Origin of the sequence: Paraglaciecola mesophila, assembly GCF_009906955.1 — a bacterium.
Lineage (GTDB): Bacteria > Pseudomonadota > Gammaproteobacteria > Enterobacterales > Alteromonadaceae > Paraglaciecola > Paraglaciecola mesophila_A.
Window position 1 is genome coordinate 2,907,649 of the sequence record NZ_CP047656.1, and the last position, 22,030, is coordinate 2,929,678.

General features: G+C 44.2%; 20 protein-coding genes and 1 tRNA gene. 9 read left to right on the forward strand and 12 right to left on the reverse strand.

Annotated features, from left to right (window positions below; translation table 11 throughout):
- Positions 1-5: 5 nt before the first annotated feature.
- From glgA to FX988_RS12560, 4 genes are all read right to left on the reverse strand, one after another.
- The gene (gene glgA / locus FX988_RS12545; RefSeq protein ID WP_160180261.1) at positions 6-1,436 is read right to left on the reverse strand and encodes a glycogen synthase GlgA; all 1,431 of its coding nucleotides are present in this window, start codon (positions 1,434-1,436) and stop codon (positions 6-8) included.
- A gap of 118 nt (positions 1,437-1,554) precedes the next feature.
- On the reverse strand, positions 1,555-2,586 hold the full coding sequence (locus tag FX988_RS12550) for a class I SAM-dependent methyltransferase (RefSeq protein WP_160180263.1): 1,032 nt from the start codon (positions 2,584-2,586) through the stop codon (positions 1,555-1,557).
- A complete protein-coding gene (trmB, locus tag FX988_RS12555) occupies positions 2,586-3,305 on the reverse strand; it encodes a tRNA (guanosine(46)-N7)-methyltransferase TrmB (RefSeq protein ID WP_160180265.1) in 720 nt (239 codons plus the stop codon). The genes FX988_RS12550 and trmB overlap by 1 nt, the downstream gene beginning before the upstream one ends.
- Before the next feature lie 80 nt (positions 3,306-3,385).
- Positions 3,386-4,117: an alpha/beta fold hydrolase gene (locus FX988_RS12560; protein ID WP_160180267.1), complete on the reverse strand. Its 732-nt coding sequence runs from the start codon at positions 4,115-4,117 to the stop codon at positions 3,386-3,388.
- 76 nt (positions 4,118-4,193) lie between these two features.
- On the opposite strand from FX988_RS12560, the gene mutY reads away from it, so the two are divergent.
- The 7 genes from mutY (at position 4,194) to FX988_RS12595 (ending at position 12,010) form a co-directional block, all read left to right on the forward strand.
- Positions 4,194-5,258, forward strand: coding sequence for an A/G-specific adenine glycosylase (gene mutY / locus FX988_RS12565; protein WP_160180269.1), 1,065 nt, complete (start codon positions 4,194-4,196; stop codon positions 5,256-5,258).
- Between the two features lie 114 nt (positions 5,259-5,372).
- Positions 5,373-5,645 (forward strand): oxidative damage protection protein, encoded by a 273-nt coding sequence (locus tag FX988_RS12570; protein WP_160180271.1) that lies wholly within the window; start codon positions 5,373-5,375, stop codon positions 5,643-5,645.
- A 175-nt stretch (positions 5,646-5,820) separates the two neighbouring features.
- Positions 5,821-5,896, forward strand: a tRNA-Phe gene (locus FX988_RS12575).
- 972 nt (positions 5,897-6,868) lie between these two features.
- Positions 6,869-7,693 carry an alpha/beta fold hydrolase gene (locus FX988_RS12580; RefSeq protein ID WP_160180273.1) on the forward strand — a complete coding sequence of 275 codons (825 nt, stop codon included), beginning with the start codon at positions 6,869-6,871 and terminating at the stop codon, positions 7,691-7,693.
- Positions 7,694-7,937: 244 nt separating this feature from the next.
- Positions 7,938-8,777: a DNA ligase gene (locus tag FX988_RS12585; RefSeq protein ID WP_160180275.1), complete on the forward strand. Its 840-nt coding sequence runs from the start codon at positions 7,938-7,940 to the stop codon at positions 8,775-8,777.
- A 109-nt stretch (positions 8,778-8,886) separates the two neighbouring features.
- The gene (locus FX988_RS12590) at positions 8,887-9,285 is read left to right on the forward strand and encodes a c-type cytochrome (RefSeq protein WP_412761897.1); all 399 of its coding nucleotides are present in this window, start codon (positions 8,887-8,889) and stop codon (positions 9,283-9,285) included.
- A gap of 61 nt (positions 9,286-9,346) precedes the next feature.
- Complete coding sequence (locus FX988_RS12595) at positions 9,347-12,010, forward strand: EAL domain-containing protein (protein ID WP_160180277.1); 2,664 nt, start codon at positions 9,347-9,349, stop codon at positions 12,008-12,010.
- Positions 12,011-12,012: 2 nt separating this feature from the next.
- Here the strand turns inward: FX988_RS12595 and rep are convergent, their stop codons facing one another.
- The gene (gene rep / locus FX988_RS12600) at positions 12,013-14,028 is read right to left on the reverse strand and encodes a DNA helicase Rep (RefSeq protein WP_160180278.1); all 2,016 of its coding nucleotides are present in this window, start codon (positions 14,026-14,028) and stop codon (positions 12,013-12,015) included.
- A 182-nt stretch (positions 14,029-14,210) separates the two neighbouring features.
- Between rep and ubiK the strand changes: the two genes are divergently transcribed.
- Complete coding sequence (gene ubiK, locus FX988_RS12605; RefSeq protein WP_160180280.1) at positions 14,211-14,471, forward strand: ubiquinone biosynthesis accessory factor UbiK; 261 nt, start codon at positions 14,211-14,213, stop codon at positions 14,469-14,471.
- On the opposite strand, the gene FX988_RS12610 is transcribed toward ubiK, so the two are convergent.
- Genes FX988_RS12610 through FX988_RS12620 form a run of 3 tightly spaced genes read right to left on the reverse strand, consistent with a single transcriptional unit; the run spans position 14,468 to position 17,896 of the window.
- Positions 14,468-16,411 (reverse strand): methyl-accepting chemotaxis protein, encoded by a 1,944-nt coding sequence (locus FX988_RS12610; protein WP_160180282.1) that lies wholly within the window; start codon positions 16,409-16,411, stop codon positions 14,468-14,470. The two genes, ubiK and FX988_RS12610, sit on opposite strands and share 4 nt — an antisense overlap.
- Positions 16,412-16,449: 38 nt before the next feature.
- Positions 16,450-17,271, reverse strand: a complete 822-nt coding sequence (gene ubiA / locus FX988_RS12615) for a 4-hydroxybenzoate octaprenyltransferase (RefSeq protein WP_217621258.1) — start codon at positions 17,269-17,271, stop codon at positions 16,450-16,452.
- 40 nt (positions 17,272-17,311) lie between these two features.
- Complete coding sequence (locus tag FX988_RS12620) at positions 17,312-17,896, reverse strand: chorismate--pyruvate lyase family protein (RefSeq protein WP_160180284.1); 585 nt, start codon at positions 17,894-17,896, stop codon at positions 17,312-17,314.
- A gap of 127 nt (positions 17,897-18,023) precedes the next feature.
- Between FX988_RS12620 and FX988_RS12625 the strand changes: the two genes are divergently transcribed.
- Entirely contained in the window at positions 18,024-18,437 is a 414-nt protein-coding gene (locus FX988_RS12625; protein ID WP_160180286.1) for a flagellar basal body-associated protein FliL, read from the forward strand.
- A gap of 80 nt (positions 18,438-18,517) precedes the next feature.
- On the opposite strand, the gene glpG is transcribed toward FX988_RS12625, so the two are convergent.
- From glpG to FX988_RS12645, 4 genes are read right to left on the reverse strand one after another with little or no spacing between them, the layout of a single operon-like run.
- The gene (glpG, locus tag FX988_RS12630) at positions 18,518-19,375 is read right to left on the reverse strand and encodes a rhomboid family intramembrane serine protease GlpG (protein ID WP_160180288.1); all 858 of its coding nucleotides are present in this window, start codon (positions 19,373-19,375) and stop codon (positions 18,518-18,520) included.
- A gap of 3 nt (positions 19,376-19,378) precedes the next feature.
- Complete coding sequence (glpE, locus tag FX988_RS12635) at positions 19,379-19,699, reverse strand: thiosulfate sulfurtransferase GlpE (protein WP_160180290.1); 321 nt, start codon at positions 19,697-19,699, stop codon at positions 19,379-19,381.
- A gap of 15 nt (positions 19,700-19,714) precedes the next feature.
- Complete coding sequence (tdh, locus tag FX988_RS12640) at positions 19,715-20,737, reverse strand: L-threonine 3-dehydrogenase (protein ID WP_160180291.1); 1,023 nt, start codon at positions 20,735-20,737, stop codon at positions 19,715-19,717.
- Positions 20,734-21,930: a glycine C-acetyltransferase gene (locus tag FX988_RS12645; RefSeq protein ID WP_160180293.1), complete on the reverse strand. Its 1,197-nt coding sequence runs from the start codon at positions 21,928-21,930 to the stop codon at positions 20,734-20,736. Before FX988_RS12645 ends, tdh begins: the two co-directional genes overlap by 4 nt.
- Between the last annotated feature and the right edge of the window lie 100 nt (positions 21,931-22,030).

A 22,030-nucleotide genomic window follows, 5' to 3' on the forward strand; every position in this document is an offset into this window, starting at 1 on the left:
CTAAGTTAACCGCCTAAGGCCGTATTATATAATGCCAAATATTGCTTAGCTGCTTGTTGCCAAGTAAAACGGCTATGCATGGCACGCATTTGTGTTTCTTTAAATCGTTGCGGGTACTCTCGGTAGAACAACAAAGCACGCTGGATACAAGCAAGTAGCGCTTCGCTATCAGGATGCTCAAACACAAAACCGGTAGCTTGTTCTGGATTGTCCGCTAAATCAGTCACTGTATCTTTAAGCCCGCCGACGCCTCGAACAATAGGTAAAGTGCCAAAAGCAAGGCTGTACATCTGATTTAAGCCACAAGGCTCGAACAAGGACGGCATTAAGAAAAAGTCGCTTCCTGCTTCGAGCATATGGGCTTTTTGTACACTAAAGGCTTCAATAAATGCGCACTTGTCAGGATGACGCTCAGCGACACCGCGCAACGTGTGGCTAATTTGCGGATCGCCAGTACCAATAATAACCAGCTGCACATTGTGCTGCATGAGCTGCTCGAGCATAGGTAAAATGTAACCAAAACCCTTTTGTTCGGTCAAGCGGCAGACCATGCCCACCATCGGAATGCCTATGTCCTGGGGCAATTGCGCCTCGCGCTGCAAGTCAATTTTACACATTTCTTTGCCGCTCATATCATCCGCGGTATAAGTTTGAATTATATTTGGGTCGTTGATTGGGTCCCATTGAGTGTAATCACAGCCATTAAGGATACCGCTCAAGTCACTGCGCCTTTGTTGAAACTCATGGTACAAATGATGAGAGCCTAAAGGCGTTAACAGCTCTTGCGCATAGTTTGGACTCACCGCATTGATTTTATGCGCGTAGCGAATGCCCATACGCACAAAATTAAGGGCATCGCCATCTAATTGCGAATGCAGTAGATAATGTGGCTGTAAAAACGGGATATCTGAAAAACGATGTGTCCCTTGATAAGCGCCATTGTGAATCGTAAACACACTACGACTGCGATCAAAGAAACCACTATCATCTATACTCATGAAATACGGTGTCAGCGCCGTATGCCAATCATTGCAATGCACTATGTCAGGTTGAAAATCTAAGGCCTTCGCGACTTGAAGCGCCCCTTGGGCAAAAAAAGCAAAACGTTCAGCGTTATCAGGGTAAGCGTGATAACTATCAGAATACAGACCATCACGAGAGAAGTAAGCAGGGTAATCTATTGCGTAAACAGGGACGTTGCCAATCTGTAAACGCTTGATGGTAAAATCGTAGGGCTTACGGCTAGCAAACAAAGTTTGTGGCTCAGCCCATTCTTCTCCTGGATGTTGCTGTGCAAGTGTCTTGTAATAAGGCATCACGATACACACCTCGTGACCCATTTCATTCAATGCGATAGGCAGGGCTTTTGCTACATCTGCCAGGCCACCGGTCTTAACCAGATCTTCAACCTCAGATACAACGAATAATACTTTCATCAACACTATACCCCATTGGTTTTTCGATTCACTGCCTTATCGGAAAATCATAGCAATGCTGATTAACGTGAAATCAAAGACATACATTTACTCTGTTAGGGCTTTAATATAACTGCAATCAACGGCGACAACAATAAACACTAAATTTGCTTGTTTCTTTTAAGAACTGCACTGATTTGAATTGTTTTTCGAGTTCATCTGCATAGCGCAGAAATTTGTTTGCCACTAAAATTAAGCTGCCTCGGTCCTGTAAATGGTTTTTAAGCTGCTGCATAAAACCTTCCGTCACCGAATAATCTGTTTTTATACCAGTGTGAAACGGAGGATTAGTAAACACTTGGGCAAACTTCCCTGTTAACGATCGCAAGCCGTTCGAAGGAATAACCTGAGCTTTTATACCATTTAACTGTGCAGTTATTTGCGAACAATAAATAGCTAAGGCACTCACATCACTCATTACGACCTGAGCTTGAGGATTTTTAAGGCCCGCAAAGCAACCTATGATACCCGCGCCACAAGCGAAATCTAGAATACGCCCCGATACCACTCTATCAATATTATCGAGCAGCAATTGTGTACCTATATCTAGCTCACCATGGCTGAATACACCCGGTAACGAACACACCTTAAAGGTGATATCAGACACGTGATACTCTGAAACATCTTGCCATTTAGTGATATCAAACGGCGCAACAGGTTTATCAATAACCGCTGCAAACATAGCGCAGTGCCGTGCCGAGTCGATTTTATTCACGTTATCTGAATAAGGCGTTAACAGCTTTGCAGCGCTTTTAATGCCGCCTTTATTCTCGCCAACCACCAGCAACGTAGCACCGGGTTTAAGACAAGCAGCAATATTCGCCAGCAACATTTGCCCATGCGCTTTCGCCTTGGGCAAATACAGCACTGCGCCATCAAACGATGCATCGGCTTCGTAAGCAGCAACAAATTGATGCTGAGAGTCGCGTCCTTGGCTTTTCGCCACTGCTATACTTTGCTCGTAAATGTCAAAAAACTGATGAAACCCGTGAATATCTGGATTGGTTAACTCTGAGAACACCTGCCCGTCTGTCGGATTTACGAGCAACCATTTACCCTGCTCCAGAAGTTCTTCGTTACGCAATAACACTTGGCTTGCTGCTGTTAACATTATGCTTCTCTCTCGAACATTAAGTCCCACACACCATGGCCTAAACGATGACCTCTTTGCTCAAACTTAGTCAAAGGGCGTTGCTCTGGGCGCGGTACATAATCATTAGTCGATGAAAGGTTTTTATAACCTGGTGCCACAGCCATAATTTCTAGCATGTGCTCAGCGTAGTTTTCCCAATCGGTTGCCATATGGAACACACCACCGATGGCCAATTTACTGCGTAGCTTTTCAACAAATGCAGGTTGTACGATACGCCGCTTGTGATGACGCTTTTTGTGCCAAGGATCAGGAAAGAATAATTGCATACGGCTTAAGCTACCATCAGGTATGCAATCAGCTAACACTTCAACCGCATCATGTTCGTAAACACGTAAGTTAGTGACGCCTTGCTCTTGTGCATCAGCTAAACATGCGCCAATGCCTGGGCGATGTACTTCAATGCCAATGAAATCTTTATCAGGCTCATTTTTAGCCATAGTGACTAAAGACTTACCCATACCAAAGCCAATTTCCAACACCACAGGAGCCGTGCGACCAAACACTTCATTCATATCAAGCAAGCCAGATTTGTGCTCTAAGCCCATGGTCTCCCAGTTGCTTTCGATAGCCTTTTCCTGACCTTTGGTCAAGCGACCTTCGCGCTTCACAAAACTCTGAATTTTACGGATATAAACGCCGGATTCGGCAGCTTCTTCTTCGGATTTAAATTGGCTCATGATTTTTCTCGTATCTCGCTGTATTTAGCAGCCGCGCATTATGCCCCTCAGTACAGGTATTGCAAGGCTATAAGAATAATTTAGCTGAAATTTTCAGCAAAATACTGGGCAAGCGCGTTAGGCTGCTCTAAAGGCAGCATGTGACCAGCACTAGCAATAATCTTAAATTGGCTGTTGGCTATGTTCGCACTTAACGCGCTTATTCTGTTGGGCGGCGCTATTTTATCGTGTTCACCTACCAGAAAATGTATTTTGAACTTTGCTTTGCCTAAGCGCGTTGTTAAGTCTTCGCGCTCACTTAAAGCGCCCATTTGAGCAGCCAGTACTGCTGGGCCTAAATCACTTTCCATCGCCTTAATCGTGTCTACTACTTGCGTATTGTCTAGTGCAGATACAAACTGCTTCAAGCGACTGTCACTCATACCTTGGTATTTCTTATTTTTTATCGTTTGAATGATATTTTTACGCGCTTGACGTTCTTGCTCACCAAACGGCCCCGGATAACTGCCAATCAGGGTCAGTGAAGCCACTTTTAGTGGTTGCTCTAATGCACTTAAAGCTGCCACATAGCCCCCCATTGAAAAGCCAACTAAATGTGCAGGCTCATCAAAATAATCTAATCGATCGCGGCTTAACGCTAGCATGTGTTCCAGTGATTCTGCCCACTGTAACGGCGCAAATGCACGCTTGGGGATATCAATGTCTCGCCAGCATGGCATGAACACGCGCTCATCGCACAAAGTGCCTGGGTAAAACACGACCGGCTGAGAAAGAGAAGTATTGGATGTAGCTTGAGGGGGGATCGTCGTCATTTCAAATGAACCATTTGTTTATTATTAAGGTATGATCGTGTTATCACTTTCATGTACATAAGCAGTATATTAACCCGTGCAATCACAGTCTCAGCTAACATTCTCTTTCGCAAACCGGATTTTATCTTGGTTTGATAGCCATGGTCGCAAAGACTTACCTTGGCAGCAAGGGAAAACCCCGTACTCAGTGTGGGTTTCAGAAATTATGTTGCAACAAACCCAAGTCAAAACGGTTATTCCCTACTATCAGAAATTTATGCAACGCTTTCCTGATATTTTGACGTTAGCCGACGCCCCCCAAGACGAAGTGCTACATCACTGGACAGGACTGGGTTACTACGCCCGGGCACGGAACTTACAAAAAGCAGCTCGAGTCATTCGCGACCAATATGACGGGAAATTCCCTCAAGACATAAACGATGTAATCGCACTGCCGGGTATTGGCCGCTCAACCGCAGGGGCTGTGCTGTCTTTAGCGTGCGCACAGCACCACAGTATTTTAGATGGCAATGTAAAGCGAGTGCTAGCGCGCTACTTTGCCGTCGATGGGTGGCCTGGAAAAAAAGACGTCGAACGAGCATTATGGCAATACGCAGATTCTCTTACCCCCAATTCACGCACCGGTGATTATACCCAAGCCATGATGGATATGGGCGCCACCATTTGCACCCGCAGTAAACCCAAGTGCGATAGCTGCCCATTGCAGCAAAATTGCTTGGCCTTTGCACAAGGCCGGCAAAGTGAGTTACCTGGGAAAAAACCAAAGAAAGACATTCCCGTGCGCACCACTGTAATGCTCATCCCTATGTGGCAATCACAGGTTTTGATATATCAGAGGCCACCTAGCGGTTTATGGGGCGGCCTATGGGGTTTCTATGAAACAGAGTCTTTAGATACGCTAGAGGCTACTGCACAGCAATTAAATTTAGGCCGCTATACTCGCCTACCACTAAACCCCTTTCGTCACACTTTTAGTCATTTTCATCTAGATATTCAGCCGGTTATTTTGCATCTTGAACAACCTTCATCTTTACAGATCAACGAAAAACAGCAAATTTGGTATGATTTGCTAAATCAACCGAGTGTGGGCTTAGCCGCGCCAACGAAGAAATTACTAACGGTGTGTAAGACCCAGCTTTAAAAAAGTATGGCCAGCCAAAGTATTCATTGCTTAGCACAAAGCATTGAATTTGATAGAATGCGTTAAAACAAGCCAGCATCTGCTGGCCTTAACTTTTAAAAATTGAGGATCAGCATGAGCAGAACAGTATTTTGCCAGCACCTAAACAAAGAAGCAGATGGATTAGACTTTCAACTTTATCCCGGCGAACTCGGTAAAAAGATATTCGATAATATTTCTAAAGAAGCATGGGCCGAATGGCAAAAGAAACAAACCATGTTAATTAACGAAAAAAAATTAAATATGATGGAACCAACCGCGCGTAATTTTCTTGAAGCGCAAATGCAGGCTTTTTTATTCGAAGGAAAAGAACCTGACATTGAAGGTTATGTGCCTCCAAAAGCTTAATTTGGCATGCGGATCTTACTAAAACTGCGCAGAACTCAACCAACAGCGCGCATTTTTTATGCAAACAGACAATAAAGCGAAATAAATCGCATAAAATAGTTGACTTGAATGCCGAGAATCCGTTTAATACGCACCCACAACGAAGCAGGCACAAGCCAGCAACGTTAACAGATTTGCCCAGATAGCTCAGTTGGTAGAGCAGAGGATTGAAAATCCTCGTGTCCGTGGTTCGATTCCGCGTCTGGGCACCATTATTCAAAACAAAAAAGCCCCAACGTTGTCCGTTGGGGCTTTTTTGTTTTTGGTTATAGCCAGGCGCGGGAACCGAGTCTGGGGTGAAGCCAGTCTCTTTCGCTGCGCAGCAGCATCTGGCTGAACGACCTGCCATGGATGGCAGGGCTGGCAACAAACTCCATGGATGGAACACTACCACTTAACTTTTATTCTTCGTCCAAGTCCATCACCCACCTTCTTTATTCTTTAATTGGCTCAACGTTGTCCGTTGGGGCTTTTTTGTTTTTGGTTATAGCCAGGCCCGGGAACCGAGTCTGGGGTGAAGCCAGTCTCCTTCGCTGCGCAGCAGCATCTGGCTGAACGACCTGCCATGGACGGCAGGGCTGGCAACAAACTCCATGGATGGAACACTACCACTTAACTTTTATTCTTCGTCCAAGTCCATCACTCACCTTTTTTATTCTTTAATTAGCCCAACGTTGTCCGTTGGGGCTTTTTTGTTTTTGGTTATAGCCAGGCGCGGGAACCGAGTCTGGGGTGAAGCCAGTCTCTTTCGCTGCGCAGCAGCATCTGGCTGAACGACCTGCCATGTGTGAACGGCTATTTCACAACCTTTTTATCCCTTGCAACTTCATCTGTAATTCTTTCTTTAAACGTGAGTTTATTTCTCACCTGTTTTTATAAAGTGTGTAGTTCACCACTTTATATTATCGCTACCTGTTCGATTAAAAAATCTCATTGTTTACTCTTTAGATGCCCTACCGCCTTTCTAGGACATGACATTCCTCATACTCGCCTGGTAGAAAAATCGCTATACCCTTAAGCGAAAATTTAATCAAAAACAGTTGGGACGGTATTTGCTTTAAAGGTTTCGAGCTCTTCGTTCTTTATAGGCTTCACTGGATATAACGTCATCTAAATAGAATGGGAATGAAGGTTCGTACAGATGAGACTCTCGTCTCGTGTCAAATTGGAAAGGAGAAGTGAATATGAGCGCGACCAAATACGTTACGGTTGAAGGACATCAAATAGCATACGAAGAAATGGGGGAAGGCACACCTCTGTTACTGTTACACGGTATCCCTACCAATAGATCGTTATGGCGAAACGTCATGCCGGAACTCTCTTCTCAGTATCGTGTTATTGCACCGGATTTACTCAATTACGGTGAGTCAGACATGCCACAAGACACGGATGTCTCCATTAACGCCCAGAGTCGTATCATGAGTAAATTTATGGGTGCGCTTGGGATCTCCAGAGCCAACATTGCCGGACATGATATTGGTGGAGGTGTGGCCCAACTAATGGCTGTGAAGCACCCTGAGAAAGTCAACGCAATCGTGCTAATAGACAGCGTATGCTTTGATTCTTGGCCCATTCCTGAGTTTACTCCTTTGCTAGAACCTGGTGTGGAAGAAAAAACAAGCCCAGATGAGTTGGTCGATATATTGAACGATTTCATGCCAAAAGGCGTACACGACCAAAGTGCCATGCCGGATGAGCTTGTACGCATGTATGTAGGCCAATGGAGCAGCGAACAAGGAAAAGCAGCGATGTTTAACAACATGCGAAGACTCAATAAGGAGTACACCCAAGCTATTTCCGGCGAGCTAAAGCGCTTACCTCACCAAACATTAATCCTGTGGGGCGACAAAGATAATTTCCAAAAACCCCAGTACGCGCCTCAGTTAGCGGAAACTATTCCAAATGCATCATTAGTATGGCTGGTAAACGCTGGACACTGGTCGATTGATGAGCAACCCGAAAAGTTAACTAAGTTGATCCGCGATTTTTTACAAATTAATGATAAATAACCGTGCATAGATTCAAATTAAGGGAAAGTAGGTCTCAGCATATTTAGCTTACATATACTCGAAGCTTAGGTTCACTGGTTTATTTGGCTATCGTTACATATGATGTCGATCCACTTAGCTTCAGCGAACTGGCTGAGCTTCGCAAACGATTGGCGCCTATCCCGCTCTCATGCACAATAAACGTATCAAGCTGATACTTTTGAACTAAGCTATTAATTCGTTTCTATCCAAGGACGGTTTAGCTATGTCAATTTATACCCGCTTAGTTTTAATTTATTTAATATGCTTTCCCTTCTCCCAAGCGTTCGCCCAAAGTAAACCTGAAATCGAGCTGGCCAATCGCTTTAATGACTCTGTCAACGTAGCTGAGTATCTGGTTAGCGAGAAATTAGATGGCATTCGAGCTCGCTGGGATGGCACTCTGTTGCTCACTCGCTCCGGTAACCCTATATTCGCGCCGCTATGGTTTGTCGAGGGTTTACCCAAACATGTTCTCGACGGTGAGTTGTGGATAGGCCGTCAGCGTTTTGAGAGAACAGCTTCTATTGTACTGAGTCACGAGCCAAGCGATGGCTGGCGAGAAATAAAATTTATGCTGTTTGATTTGCCCGAGTACACGGGTCCTTTCAGTGAACGCTTGCGAATGCTTGAGGTGTTAACCATACAGGCAAACTTAGGCCATCTGCAGGTGATCACTCAGCGTAAGTACTCCAGTCATTCAGCCCTTATGACGGCCCTCGATGAAGTTTCAAGCGGCGGCGGTGAAGGCTTGATGCTGCATCACAAGGATGCACTATACACCCCCTCACGTAGCAACAATGTACTGAAATTAAAAAAACATCGCGATGCTGAAGCTGTTGTTTTAGCGCATTTGCCTGGTAACGGTAAATACCAAGGCATGATGGGCGCTATTCGCGTACAAATGAGTAATGGTAAAACCTTCAAAATCGGCAGTGGGTTTTCCGACCAAGAACGTCGCTCCCCTCCTCCAGTTGGCTCAGTTGTGACCTTTAAGTATTATGACCTGACCGTTAATGGGATCCCAAAATTTGCCAGTTATATTCGGCAAAAGCCGAGGCAATAACACCTAACATGTTACATAAATGGTTGTTCACGCTTAATTAGTCGTTATAATCTCAGCAGATTATTTATCAGCAACGATAAGCAGGGTGACCCCTGACGTGGAGAAAATAGTGAAACGTAAATTTTTATTGTGCATGTTTTTAGGCTTAGCATCAATTTTCACGGCTAATGCAGCGGTTAACAGTGATGATGAAATAAAGTCACGCATTGCCCCTGTAGGCAAAGTAAATATTGCTGGCGCTAAAGCAGAAACAGCCTCAGCCGGTGGCCCACGTTCAGGCGCGGACATATACAGTACTGCCTGTGTGGCATGTCATAGTTCTGGCGTGTTAGGCGCTCCTAAATTCCAAAATGCTGCTGACTGGGCACCACGCTTAGAAAAAGGTTTCGATACCGTTTGGCAAAATGCCATTAACGGCATCAATGCCATGCCTCCTCGCGGAACATGTGCAGATTGTTCTGATGATGAGATAAAAGCAGCTATAGAACACATGACCGAAGGTTTATAAGGCGCTTTTTACTTAAAATTGTTCATAAAAAGGCCACCTTAGGGTGGCCTTTTTGTAACGAATGGTTTATTTTGGCGCTATAAAAATAACTAAAAATAGACTGTTTGTGCACGCGTTATCTAACCATACCCCAATTAATAATATTTCCGATAACTTATCCATAGAAGAGTTACGTGAACTGATACCTCAGTTACAACAACTCACTGAGAAATATAAGCACTCGGAAGCGATACAGAAATCACTATTTGATATTTCTGAATTAGCCAGTTCAGTGGGTGAATTATCACGTCTGTATCCTGCGATTCATGAAATAATTGGTCGTTTCATGAATGCGCAGAATTTCTATGTGGCATTTTATGATCAGATAAATGAACTCATTGATTTTGTTTATTTTGTTGATCAGTTTGATGAAGTCACGCTGCGCCAGATACCCGCATCTGAATTGATGGAAGGTTTTACAGGCTACATATTACGCACTGGTAATCATCTTTTTTTAACCGAAGAAACCCGCGAAGCCCAGCTTAAACAAATCAACGTAAAACAAATTGGTTCTGGGCCGGTAGACTGGATCGGTGTCCCTTTAAAACGCGGTAACCAAGTTATCGGCGCCATGGTCGTGCAAAGTTACGACAAATCTATTCGTTACAACCAAGAAGATTTAGACATACTATTGTTTGTTTCGCAGCATATAGTCAACACGGTAGATCGAGTGAAAAGCCGTGAAATGAATGAACAAACAATCCGTGAACGCACAAAACAACTACAAAGCATCAACGAAGAACTACAAGAAGAAATCAACGAACGACAAAAAGTAGAGACACTGCAAAACGCTCTGTTTGAAATCTCTGAATTATCCGCCTCTGTAGATGGCAATATGGCTGATTTTTACGCCTCTCTTCACGAGGTTATTGCCCGCCTTATTAGCGCTCCGAACTGTTACATAGCAACAATCAGTTCAGATAAAAAGCGCCTCGAATTTCCTTATTATTCAGATGAGGTAAACACGCTTATCGAGTCACGAGAAATCGGCTTGGGCTTAACGGAATTCGTGTTACGTACAGGCAGTGCAGAACTAATCAACCCTTCAAGGGTTAAAGAGCTTACCGAAAAAAATGAGGTTGATGCAGTAACAGCCAAAAATATGCTAGAACAAAATAATTCTTGGTTAGGTTCGCCTCTGGTTGTCGACGGTGAAATATCAGGTGTGATTGCCATTCAAAGTTACAGCCAAGACGAACACTACTCGTTACGTGACTTGGAATTATTACGTTTTGTTTCCCATCATATTGCAGTAGCGTTAGAGCGAAAGCGTTCTTCTGATGCCGTTCAAAGATATAACCAGCAACTTACTGAAATGGTTAAAGAGCGTACCGAAGAACTGAATAAAACCAATCAGTATCTACAAAAGCAAATTGAAGAGCGTAAAGCAATTCAACAGAAATTGGTGCATGACGCTCACCATGACGCGTTAACCGATTTACCTAACCGCACTATGTTTAACGCGCGATTGAGTCAGGCTTTAGCGAATAAAAAGCGCTATCCGCAAAATAATTTTGCTGTCGTATTCATTGATTTAGATCGCTTTAAACAAATCAACGACACCATAGGCCATCATGCCGGTGATTCATTTTTAATTGAAGTCGCTAGTCGCATTAATCATTGTATTCGTGGCCACGACCTACTTGCTCGTTTAGGGGGGGATGAGTTTGTCATCCTATTAGATAATTTCGAATCGCCAGACGATGTTGAAATTATCTCTAATCGAATCATTAACTCTATTGCAGCCCCATTTGTTTTAGACGGTCGAGAAATATTCTCAGGTGCCAGTATCGGCATTGCTTATCTTGAAAGTGGCTATCAATCTGCTAGCGAAATAGTGCGTGATGCAGATGCGGCCATGTATCAGGCGAAGTCGCAAGGCCGCGGCCAATATGTGGTATTCGATTTAACCATGCGCAAGAAGTTACTTGAAGAGCTTGAAATAGAAACAGAGTTTCGAAAAGCCCTTAAAAGTGAAGCATTCGACGTATACTCTCATCCCGTATTTGACATGAGCAGTGACAATCATATTTACGATGAATGCAGAGTGCGCTGGGTAAACCCTAAGTTGGGAGTGATGGATCGCGACAGCTTTTGGCAAATTGCTGAACACAGTGGCTTAGTGGTTGAAATGGATAACTTTATGCTCAAAGCAGCATTTGCTATGTTGAGCAAAGCCCTCACTGCCTATGGCGGTGGCACGCATTATAAAGTTGCGGTCAACCTCTCAATACATTATCTGACGCATACCGAAGCAGCGGTGCAACTTATTCAAGATATAAAAGAGCAACAAATCGATCCCAAAAGACTCATTTTCGAGTTTGACGAGAATGATTTAAATCGGCGAGCACAGTTTAGCTTACCCGCCATTAAACACTTAAAACGCTCTGGCATTAAGTTAGTGCTCGATAACTTTGGTAGTGGCTTAGCATCGTTAAGCTATTTATATTCTTACCCCTTTGACTTTGTCAAAGTCGATCACCGCTTTGTGAAAACGGTTCCCCGTTCAGAACGCAACCTGAAATTAATACAGTCTGTTTTAGCGATGTCTGAGCAGTTAAAATTCAAACTTATTGTGTCGGGAATAACCGATAAAGAGCAAGCAGATTTACTTAACTCGGTTGGCTGCCAGTTAGGACAAGGGCCTTATTTAGAGCCCCCGTCTCAAGTAATACTGCCTGATTAGCACTACTTTTTATTCATCATATCCCGCAAGTTAGCAATACCTGTTTGCCCTTTTTGCTGACGGGCCTGTGCACTGACTTTCGGTTTTTTCAATTCCCACTGCACGTCATCAGCAGGCAGTTCGTGCAAAAAGCGACTGGGCTCTGGTTGAATGACTTCACCGAATTGACGACGCTCTTTCGCTAAGGTGAAAAAGAGCTCTTTTTGAGCTCGAGTTATCCCCACGTACGCTAAGCGGCGCTCTTCCTCAATGTTGTCTTCATCGATACTGCTTTGATGAGGCAATAGGCCCTCTTCCATACCCACCATAAACACATATGGAAACTCCAAACCTTTGGATGAATGCAAGGTCATCAACTGTACCTGATCAGTTTCTTCAGTGTCTTCTCCGCGTTCCATCATGTCACGCAGTATTAGCCGATTCACTACCTCTTGCAGGCTCATAGGCGCATCGAGCTCGCCACCTTCAAGCATATCGCTGACCCAACCAAACAAAGTACTGATGTTACCCATACCCATCTCAGCGGCTTTAGGACTCGTACTGGTCTCGTAAAGCCATTCTTCATAGCCCATGTCTTTAATCATCTGGCGAATAGCAGCAATACTGTCACTGCGTTTTACTTCATCTGAGAGTTCTACAATCCAGCGCGCGAACCCCTCTACCGACTCAAGAGACTTTCCTGATATTACTGTGCTAAGCATAGGAGAACAGGCTGCTTCAAACATGCTGGTGCGATTTTGGTTAGCAAAGTTGCCCAGCTTTTCTAACGTCACCCGTCCTATACCCCGTGTAGGCGTATTGATCACTCGCAACAGTGCGTTGTCATCATCTTGGTTCACCAACAGTCGCAAATAGGCCATGATATCTTTAACCTCAGTGCGACCAAAGAACGACGTTCCGCCATTTATTTTGTAGGGGATACGGTTGGCCATAAGCACTTTTTCAAACAGGCGAGATTGAAAGTTGCCGCGATACAATATAGCGTAATCTTTAAAACTGGTGCCCTGCATGAACTTATGTGCGATAAGCTCGGCCACAACTCGCTCGGCTTCATGTTCTTCATTTTTAGCTGTGATGATACGCAGCTCGCTTCCATAGCCCAGTTCAGAGAAAAGCTTCTTTTCAAACACATGAGGATTATTTTGAATCAAAATATTAGCACAATGCAAAATACGCCCAGATGAACGGTAATTTTGTTCTAGTTTTATGACTCGCAGATCCGGAAAGTCTTTACTCAGCAACACTAGATTTTGTGGCCTAGCCCCTCGCCAAGAATAGATCGACTGATCGTCATCTCCTACCACGGTAAAACGTGCTCGCTGGCCCACCAATAGGCGCACTAACTCGTACTGGCTGGTATTGGTATCTTGGTATTCATCCACCAGCAAGTAACGAATTCGGCTTTGCCATTTTTGGCGCACAGTTTCGTTGTGCTTAAGCAATAAGGTGGGCAGTAGGATCAAGTCATCAAAATCTAATGCGTTGTACGCTCGTAAATGGTTTTGATAACGTTGGTAAAACTCGGCAAATTCAGCGTCTCCAGCAGAAGATGAACGCTTAAGTAACTGCTCTGGCAATAGCAGATCATTCTTCCAATTTGAAATACAGCTCTGCAGTAATTGCAGTTGGTCCTTGTCGCCGGCAAGCTCAACTTCGGTCAAATCTTTTAGCAATGCCATGCTGTCTTTATCATCAAAGAGTGAAAAACCTGCTTTAAGCCCTAAGGTTTTCACTTCCGCTTTTATGATCCGTAAACCTAACGTATGAAACGTTGATACTTTCAACCCCCTAGCTTCTTTTCGCCCCAAGGTTTGTGCCACTCGCTCTTTCATTTCGCGAGAAGCTTTGTTGGTAAACGTTACCGCCGCAATATAACGTGCGGGGATGTCACATTCGCGCACAAGATAAGCAATTTTATTGGTAATAACGCGAGTTTTACCACTGCCAGCACCCGCTAACACTAAGCAGGGACCTGAGATATAATTTACAGCGTCATTTTGGCCAGGATTTAATTTCATGCAATTCACTTTTGTTTTGGGCAGGGAATTGTAATATCAAACCCCATGTAAAGGCGAATGATCAGCGGGAAAATATCATCCGTTAAAGAAGGCTCATTGATTCACTATATTGAACGTTTTTATACTGCTAAGCGTTTAGGTATTCGCTACAATAAACCATCATCACTATCATGGAGCCATTGATGCTTGATCCAAAAAAATTAGAGGATATTGCCAAACAAATTACCGAAGCAATTCCTCCTGGTGTAAAAACCATGGCTGAAGGCGCTGAGTCGAAGGTAAAACAAGTGCTACAAAGCCAACTTAACAAGTTAGATTTTGTTAGCCGTGAAGAGTTTGAAATTCAAAGTAATGTGCTTATTCGCACCAGAGAAAAGCTCGCCGTACTAGAAGCCAAACTTGATGCTTTAGAAAAGAGTCAGCAAGACAAAAAGACCGACTAACGACCTTTTTGCAGTTGAGCAAGCTCGTTTTTGAGGGTGTTCACCACGACAAGTAAGTCTTCAGCTGAACTTTCGGTTTCCTGAGCTCCGCTCATAGTGGACTCAGAAATCGCTGTAATCTCAGAAACTTGCGATGCCACTGAACGTGTTACGCTTGATTGCTCAGTGGCTAACTGTGAAATTTCACCGCTCATATCATTTATCGTGCCTATCACTTCGGTGATCCGTTGAAGAGATGCTTCAACCACACTACTTTCTTCTACACTGACATCCATTTGCACTCTGCTTTGCTCCATGCTTAATTCGGTGTCTTTAGTTGCCTGTTGTAGTTTACTGATTATTTCATGAATTTGATTTGTCTGTTCTTGTGTTCGTTGAGCTAGGGTACGAACTTCATCAGCAACCACAGCGAAACCTCGACCATGTTCTCCCGCTCTCGCAGCCTCGATAGCAGCATTAAGCGCCAGTAAATTAGTTTGTTCCGCAATACCATTAATGGCGCTCGACACCTGACCAATATTTTGGCTATCTTCCACCAGTCGGTTTAATGCTTCTTGCGATCGCCTAGACTCTGTTTGCATATCGCGCATAACACTTTGTAAACGACTCACTAATTGCTTACCTTGCTGAGCTTCGTTGTTTGCTACTTCAGCAGAATCCGTGGCTGTCGCAGAGTTTTTATCAACAGCCTGAGCAACATCGGTCAGCTGTGTCATTGACTTGGAAATCAACTCTGTACCAGATTTTTGCTCCGTTACATCCACTTTGGTTTTCGCCGTGATCCCTTTTAAACTAAGAGCTGAACGACTCAGTGTGTCGATTGCTTGACTGATACGCTCTACCAAGGTTTGCAGGTTTTGTGTCATGTGATTCATGTCATTTGCGATGTCACGCATTTCATCTTTACCTGACACTTTCACCCTAGAGCTCAAATCACCATCTGCAATAGAGTGAACCGCATCGACCACATTGTTAATGTTTTCAGTAACGGATAAATACATGCCAATAAACAAATATACAGCGAGTAAAACAGCGATCACTGACACACTAAAAATAACCTTGTTTTTAAATTGCGCTTGGGCAATTCTATCTTGCAACAAACCATCCAATATGGGCACTAGTGTACTGGCGAAATCACTCAACTGCTGATTAAGCGACAAGCTTTTAGCAAGCAGGGCTTTAGTATCAATATTGATGCTATCTGGGTCGAGTATTTGCTGTTGAATAGTCTGTTGATAGGCCATTAAATTTTGCTGTAGTAATAACCATTGCTCTGCTGCCGCTTTCTCGATATCTGGGTTGGCATGTAAACTCACCTGAATGCTTTGCTCAAGCCCTTTTAACATCACTGGCAATTTTTGAGTAGCATTGGAAAGACTGATATAAGTATCCGGTGTAAAACTGCGCGCCTTGGTAACCTGCAAGGCTAATGCGCTAGTCATCGCCAATTGCTCTTGCATACGCGGTAAAGTGCGCACTAATGTAGTGATTAAATAGCTGGTATCTAATGCCAAATCTAATTCAAGGTTAGTATCGTCAGCGAGTGCTTGAAATATCCCAGCAAGGGCTCTAAGTGCCTCTTGAGGAGCGAAATTCAGTACTTGACGGTACTGCTCAATAGTATTATTTACACGTTTCGAAGCGAGCGCATTCAGTGTAGGTTCGAGTGAGTCAAAGGATGAAGAGAGTGCTGTGCTGCTATCAATAATATGTTTTGCCAGAGCAAGATGCTCCACATGTAATGCGTTAACAAGCACCAAGCCTTCGCGTTCTTGGTTGGTGAAGCGAATGTCATCACTGTATTCATATTGCAGTAGCGCTAAGCTCAACAATAAGGGCACCAAAAAAATAATACTGATAATAGTGAATTTGATTGAGTAACGAAATTGCGACATTAACGTTTTAGCGGGAACACAAATTGCCCCTTTTAAGTTACTCATATCTCTATCTCCACTGCCCGTGATGTCAAATTAAGGTATTACATAAAATAGTGTCCAGCTATGCCAAGGGCGATAGCCATGCCCACGTAATTATTGTTCAAAAATGCTGCAAAACAGGCTTGTCGATCTCGGCTATAGATCAAGCGCTGTTGATAGACAAACAGCCCAATGGCGACCAACACTCCTAGGTAAAACGGCAGCGTAAATTGTAGACATTGACCCAGTGTTAGTAACATCACCACAACGCTTAGTTGTAGCAAGCCGATAATCAACCTATCGTATTGACCGAACAATATCGCAGTTGATTTCACCCCGATTTGCAAATCGTCATTTCTATCGACCATGGCATATTCGGTATCGTAAGCCACTGTCCATAAAACATTGATACTAAACAGCCACCAGGCTATGCCAGGTACGGCTTCTCTAACCGCCATAAAGGCCATTGGGATTGCCCAAGCAAACGCTGCACCAAGCACCACTTGGGGTAAATGGGTATAGCGTTTCATAAAGGGATAAATCCCCGCCAGCCCAAGCGCTCCAACTGATAAAACAATAGTCTGCCAATTTAAGGCTAGCACGAGCAAAAAAGCCCCCCCTACTAAGGTCGCAAATAACCCTAATGCCTGTTTCTCTGATACGGTTCCACTCACCAAAGGCCTAGTATTCGTCCTAGTCACCTTGCCATCGACTTTGCGATCTGCGTAGTCATTGATTACGCATCCTGCAGAGCGCATTACAAAAACCCCAGCAACAAAAATGGCTGTGATTGACCAAGGCGGTAACCCATGTGCGGCAATCAGTAAAGCCCATAATGTTGGCCACAATAACAAGTAGCTTCCAACGGGTTTGTCGGCCCGCATTAACAACCAAAACCCGCGCATGACGGGGCGACTAAATAGTTTATCGGCCAAGATTCAAACCTCTGTATGCGGGGGCTTGAGGTAGAAACACTTCGGCTACCATCATGGCATGTTGCTGAAAGCGAAATACGGAGCGTCGCCCCCAAATATTCCCCAGTGGCGCTACCCCATATTTGGCGATAACGGCATCATTTGGTTGAATATTCGTTAATTGAAACGGCTGACGCTTGAATCTGTCATCGTTAAAAATCAGATGCCCTAATGGTTTATCTCCTAAATTTAGGAAATCCGCTTCGCATAACGCCTGAGGAATAATCGAACGAGCAAAAACCCAAGGCTGATTATCACCATGTAAAATCACCTCGCGGATTTGCCATTGCTGCGCGCACCGGGAAGCCAGAGGCGCAGATAACTGCTTATATTCATCTGCACTAGCCACGCCTTGTTTTTGACTGACGACCTGCACTTTGAAGTCTTGGCAATGGCTTTGTAACCTTTGGGTTAGCGAGCCTGTATTCAGTAACCAACTTTCAAGTTCTGGGTGAGGGATAAGCATCTGTTCTTGGTTAAACCAAGAAGCGTTATCCAATGACAAAGCATATGAGTGAGATTGAGTATTTAGCATAGCGTCACATAATATCAATTGACGAAGCTAGACTAAAGAGTGAATAAATAGTTTTAGCGATTCCGTGAATTCTTGTTAAGCTATTGACATTAAGGAAATTAGTATCGCGTCAGTTGAAGAGGTAGAAATGCGCATTTTCAGATTATTTGCTACTTGCCTAGTGTTACTTAGTACGCTGTTGCCTCTCTCTTTTGCTCAGGAAGCGCCAAGCAAGCAATTTGCCTACTTTGGCCTGGAGCCTGATATCGTGACAAATTATCTAGGCAACAGTAATCGCAAGTTAGGCTACGTGCGAATTACCATAGAATTGATGCTTGAAGATGTAGACGACTTGGAAAAAGCAGATCACCACTCCCCGTTGCTACGAGCCACCGCCATTGAGATCCTTGGTCGCCAACCGGAAGAGCGGGTTAAATCCCTAACTGGCCGTGAAGATATTCGACGCACTTTTTTAGATACCATGCGTAAATTGATGAAGGAAGAAACGGGTTCGAATATGATCAAAGACGTTATCTTCACAAAATACATCTATTACGGTTAAAATCAGTTAAGGGCGCTTCTCGACTCGCTCATTATTTAGCTGCATCCACTCTACCTCAGTCGCAAAACAGTGTTAACGCTTTATCCCTCTCTTTTTTCACTCGTGAAGCGGCTTAATATAAGTGCAAACACACAACCACTGATTAATCCTACTGTATGGGCAGTATTGGCCATACTAACCCAAAGAATATCTGCGTAACCCACAACCAGCCATACCAATAAAAAGCCTATTAATGGTTTTGGCATCATGAGGCCCCAAGACGGCCGCAACCATCCTAACCACCACACACAGCCAACCAGTGCATAAACCACCCCCGATAAACCACCGAAATGCTCACCACTGACTAACAATTGGCCGATGTTTGATAATAAAGCTGAAAACAGGAAGAGCATTATCAATGTCGCTCGACCCAAGACGCGCTCTATTTGACCGCCTAGCGTCCACCACCAAAGTAAATTAAATACGATGTGTAGCACTGAAAAATGGATTAATGCAGGGCCAATTAAACGCCACCATTGATGATTTTCCAATAGTTGTGGAAAAGGCTCAATTGCTAGCACCTGGTACGGCCAAAAAAAGCCGACCATAGCCAATAAATACACGACTAAACAGGTGAGCAGAATACCTGTGGTGACAGGTATCTCACGTAATTGCTGCCACATGCCGCTTAAAGAAACGCCTGAGCTTTTGTCATTTAGCGTTACCGTTTGGCCGCTATCCCACGCCGCTTGCTGATATTTTTTATCCTGAGGGAATTGTATAAATTCATTGGCTATATTACTGGCAACATCTTTGTCAGACTCATTCAGAAGTTGTACAGCGTGCTCACCACTATAGAAGGAGTATTGCGCCACAATGCCCTGACTATTCAGATAGTTAGTTAACAATCTAGCAGCGCGCTCTTGGTTAAAACTCACCAACAGGAAAGGCATGGACATGAGCTATTCACCACTGACGAAAGGCAAACTTTGACGCCAGGCTTCAAAGCCTCCGTCCATGCTATACACTTCTTCAAACCCTTGATGAATTAAGAACTGAGCAGCTTGCTGGCTACTGACACCGTGATAACAGCAAACGATAACCGGCGTATCAAAATCGGTTTCCTGAGTGAAGTTCACTAATGTTCCATTGGTTAAATGCACTGCGCCTTCAATATGCCCTGCAACAAACGATTGCTCGTCACGAATATCCACTAACCGAGCTTGCTTTGCTGCTAGTTTTTGCTGTGTGTCCTGCACTGAAATGTGTGCGAATTGCTCCATTGTTCTACCTTTTGATTACCAGTTTAATATGACTTTGCCAGAATGGCCTGAGCCCATGGTATCAAATCCTTGCTGAAACTCATCGATATTAAACTGATGAGTAATAATCGGGGCTAAGTCTAACCCACCCTGAATAAGACTCGCCATTTTGTACCAAGTCTCAAACATTTCTCGGCCATAAATCCCTTTAATCACCAGTCCTTTGAATATCACCTTATTCCAATCAATTGCAATATCTCCAGGAGGTATACCGAGCATGGCGATCTTTCCGCCATGATTCATCTTGTCTAACATATCGCGAAATGCAGCTGGCACACCTGACATTTCAAGTCCAACATCGAAACCTTCGCTCATACCAAGATCACGCATGACATCTTTTAGGTTTTCCTTGGCTACATTCACCGCACGGCAAGCACCCATTTTGCGCGCCAGATTTAAACGGTATTCATTAATATCAGTAATAACTACGTGGCGGGCTCCAACATGCTTGGCAACAGCAGCAGCCATAATACCGATGGGACCAGCCCCGGTAATCAATACATCTTCACCGACTAAATCAAAAGATAGTGCGGTATGTACCGCATTGCCGAATGGGTCAAAAATCGCAGCGAGATCGTCTGAAATATTGTCTGGGATCTTAAACGCATTAAACGCTGGTATAGATAAAAATTCAGCGAATGCGCCGGGTCGATCAACCCCGACTCCTGTTGTATTACGGCATAAGTGGCGACGTCCTGCGCGACAATTTCTACAATGACCACAGGTGATGTGCCCTTCCCCTGAAACACGATCACCGATTGAAAAGCCTCGGACTTCTTCACCGATTTCCACCACTTCGCCCACATATTCATGCCCAACCACCATAGGAACAGGGATTGTTTTTTGCGACCACTCGTCCCAGTTATAGATGTGCATATCCGTGCCACAGATAGCTGTTTTGCGAATTTTAATCAGTAGGTCATTGTGCCCTACAACCGGCAATTCACTGTCGTGAAGCCAGATGCCTTTTTCCGATTTGAGCTTGGCGAGTGACTTCATTTAATCACTCCCAACTCTTTTCCTACTTCGATAAAAGCATCGACCGCGCGGTCAATCTGCTCGATATTATGCGCAGCCGACATTTGCGTCCGAATACGCGCTTGGTTCTTGGGTACCACTGGGAAAGAAAAACCAACAACATAAATACCGCGTTCGAGCATTTTATCGGCCATATCACTGGCTAATTTTGCATCCCCTAACATAACCGGAATAATCGCGTGGTCTTTACCTGATAGCGTAAAACCTGCTTGCTCCATACGGCTACGAAAATGGGCGCTATTGCGCTTTAACTGAGCTCGTAATTCATTTCCTTCTGCCAACATATCAAACACTTTAAGTGATGCTGAAACAATAGGCGGCGCAACAGAGTTCGAAAACAAATACGGACGAGAGCGTTGACGTAACCATTCGACCACCTCTTTTTTACCCGACGTGTAGCCACCCGAAGCACCACCTAGGGCTTTGCCTAACGTACCAGTAATAATGTCGACACGGCCCATCACGTCACAGTACTCATGACTGCCTCGCCCTTGCTCTCCCACAAAGCCAGTGGCATGACAGTCATCGACCATCACTAGAGCGCCATATTGATCGGCTAGATCACAAATACCAGCTAGATCGGCGATAACGCCATCCATAGAAAACACGCCGTCGGTTGCGATCACTATGGTTTGCGCACCTTCGCTCTTGGCTTGCTCGAGTTGAGCCGCCAAGGCTTGCATATCATTATTGGCATAACGGTAGCGTTTTGCCTTACACAAACGCACACCATCAATGATGCTGGCATGATTAAGTGCATCAGAAATAATGGCGTCGTTTGGACCTAAAATAGTTTCAAATAACCCTCCATTTGCATCAAAACATGAGGGATATAAAATAGTGTCCTGCATACCTAAAAAGGTGCTAATTTTATCTTCTAGCGCTTTGTGTATATCTTGCGTGCCGCAAATAAAACGTACCGAGGCCATTCCAAATCCATGACTGTCTAAACCTTCTTTTGCCGCCTTGATCAGCTCTGGGTTATTTGCCAATCCAAGGTAATTATTGGCGCAAAAGTTCAGTACTTGCTGGTTATCACTCACTTGAATATCGGCACTTTGTTGCGACTGAATAACCCGCTCTGTTTTGTAAAGACCTTGCGCCTTAGTATCGCTAAGCTGTTGTGCTAATCGATCATAGAAAGCTTGTTTCATGAACTGTCCTCGAAGAATAATAAGATGCGCGAATATTAAAGCATAATCAGGGTGTGACGCGAATAATCAATTCAATTGATGCCACAAAGGATTGCAGAAA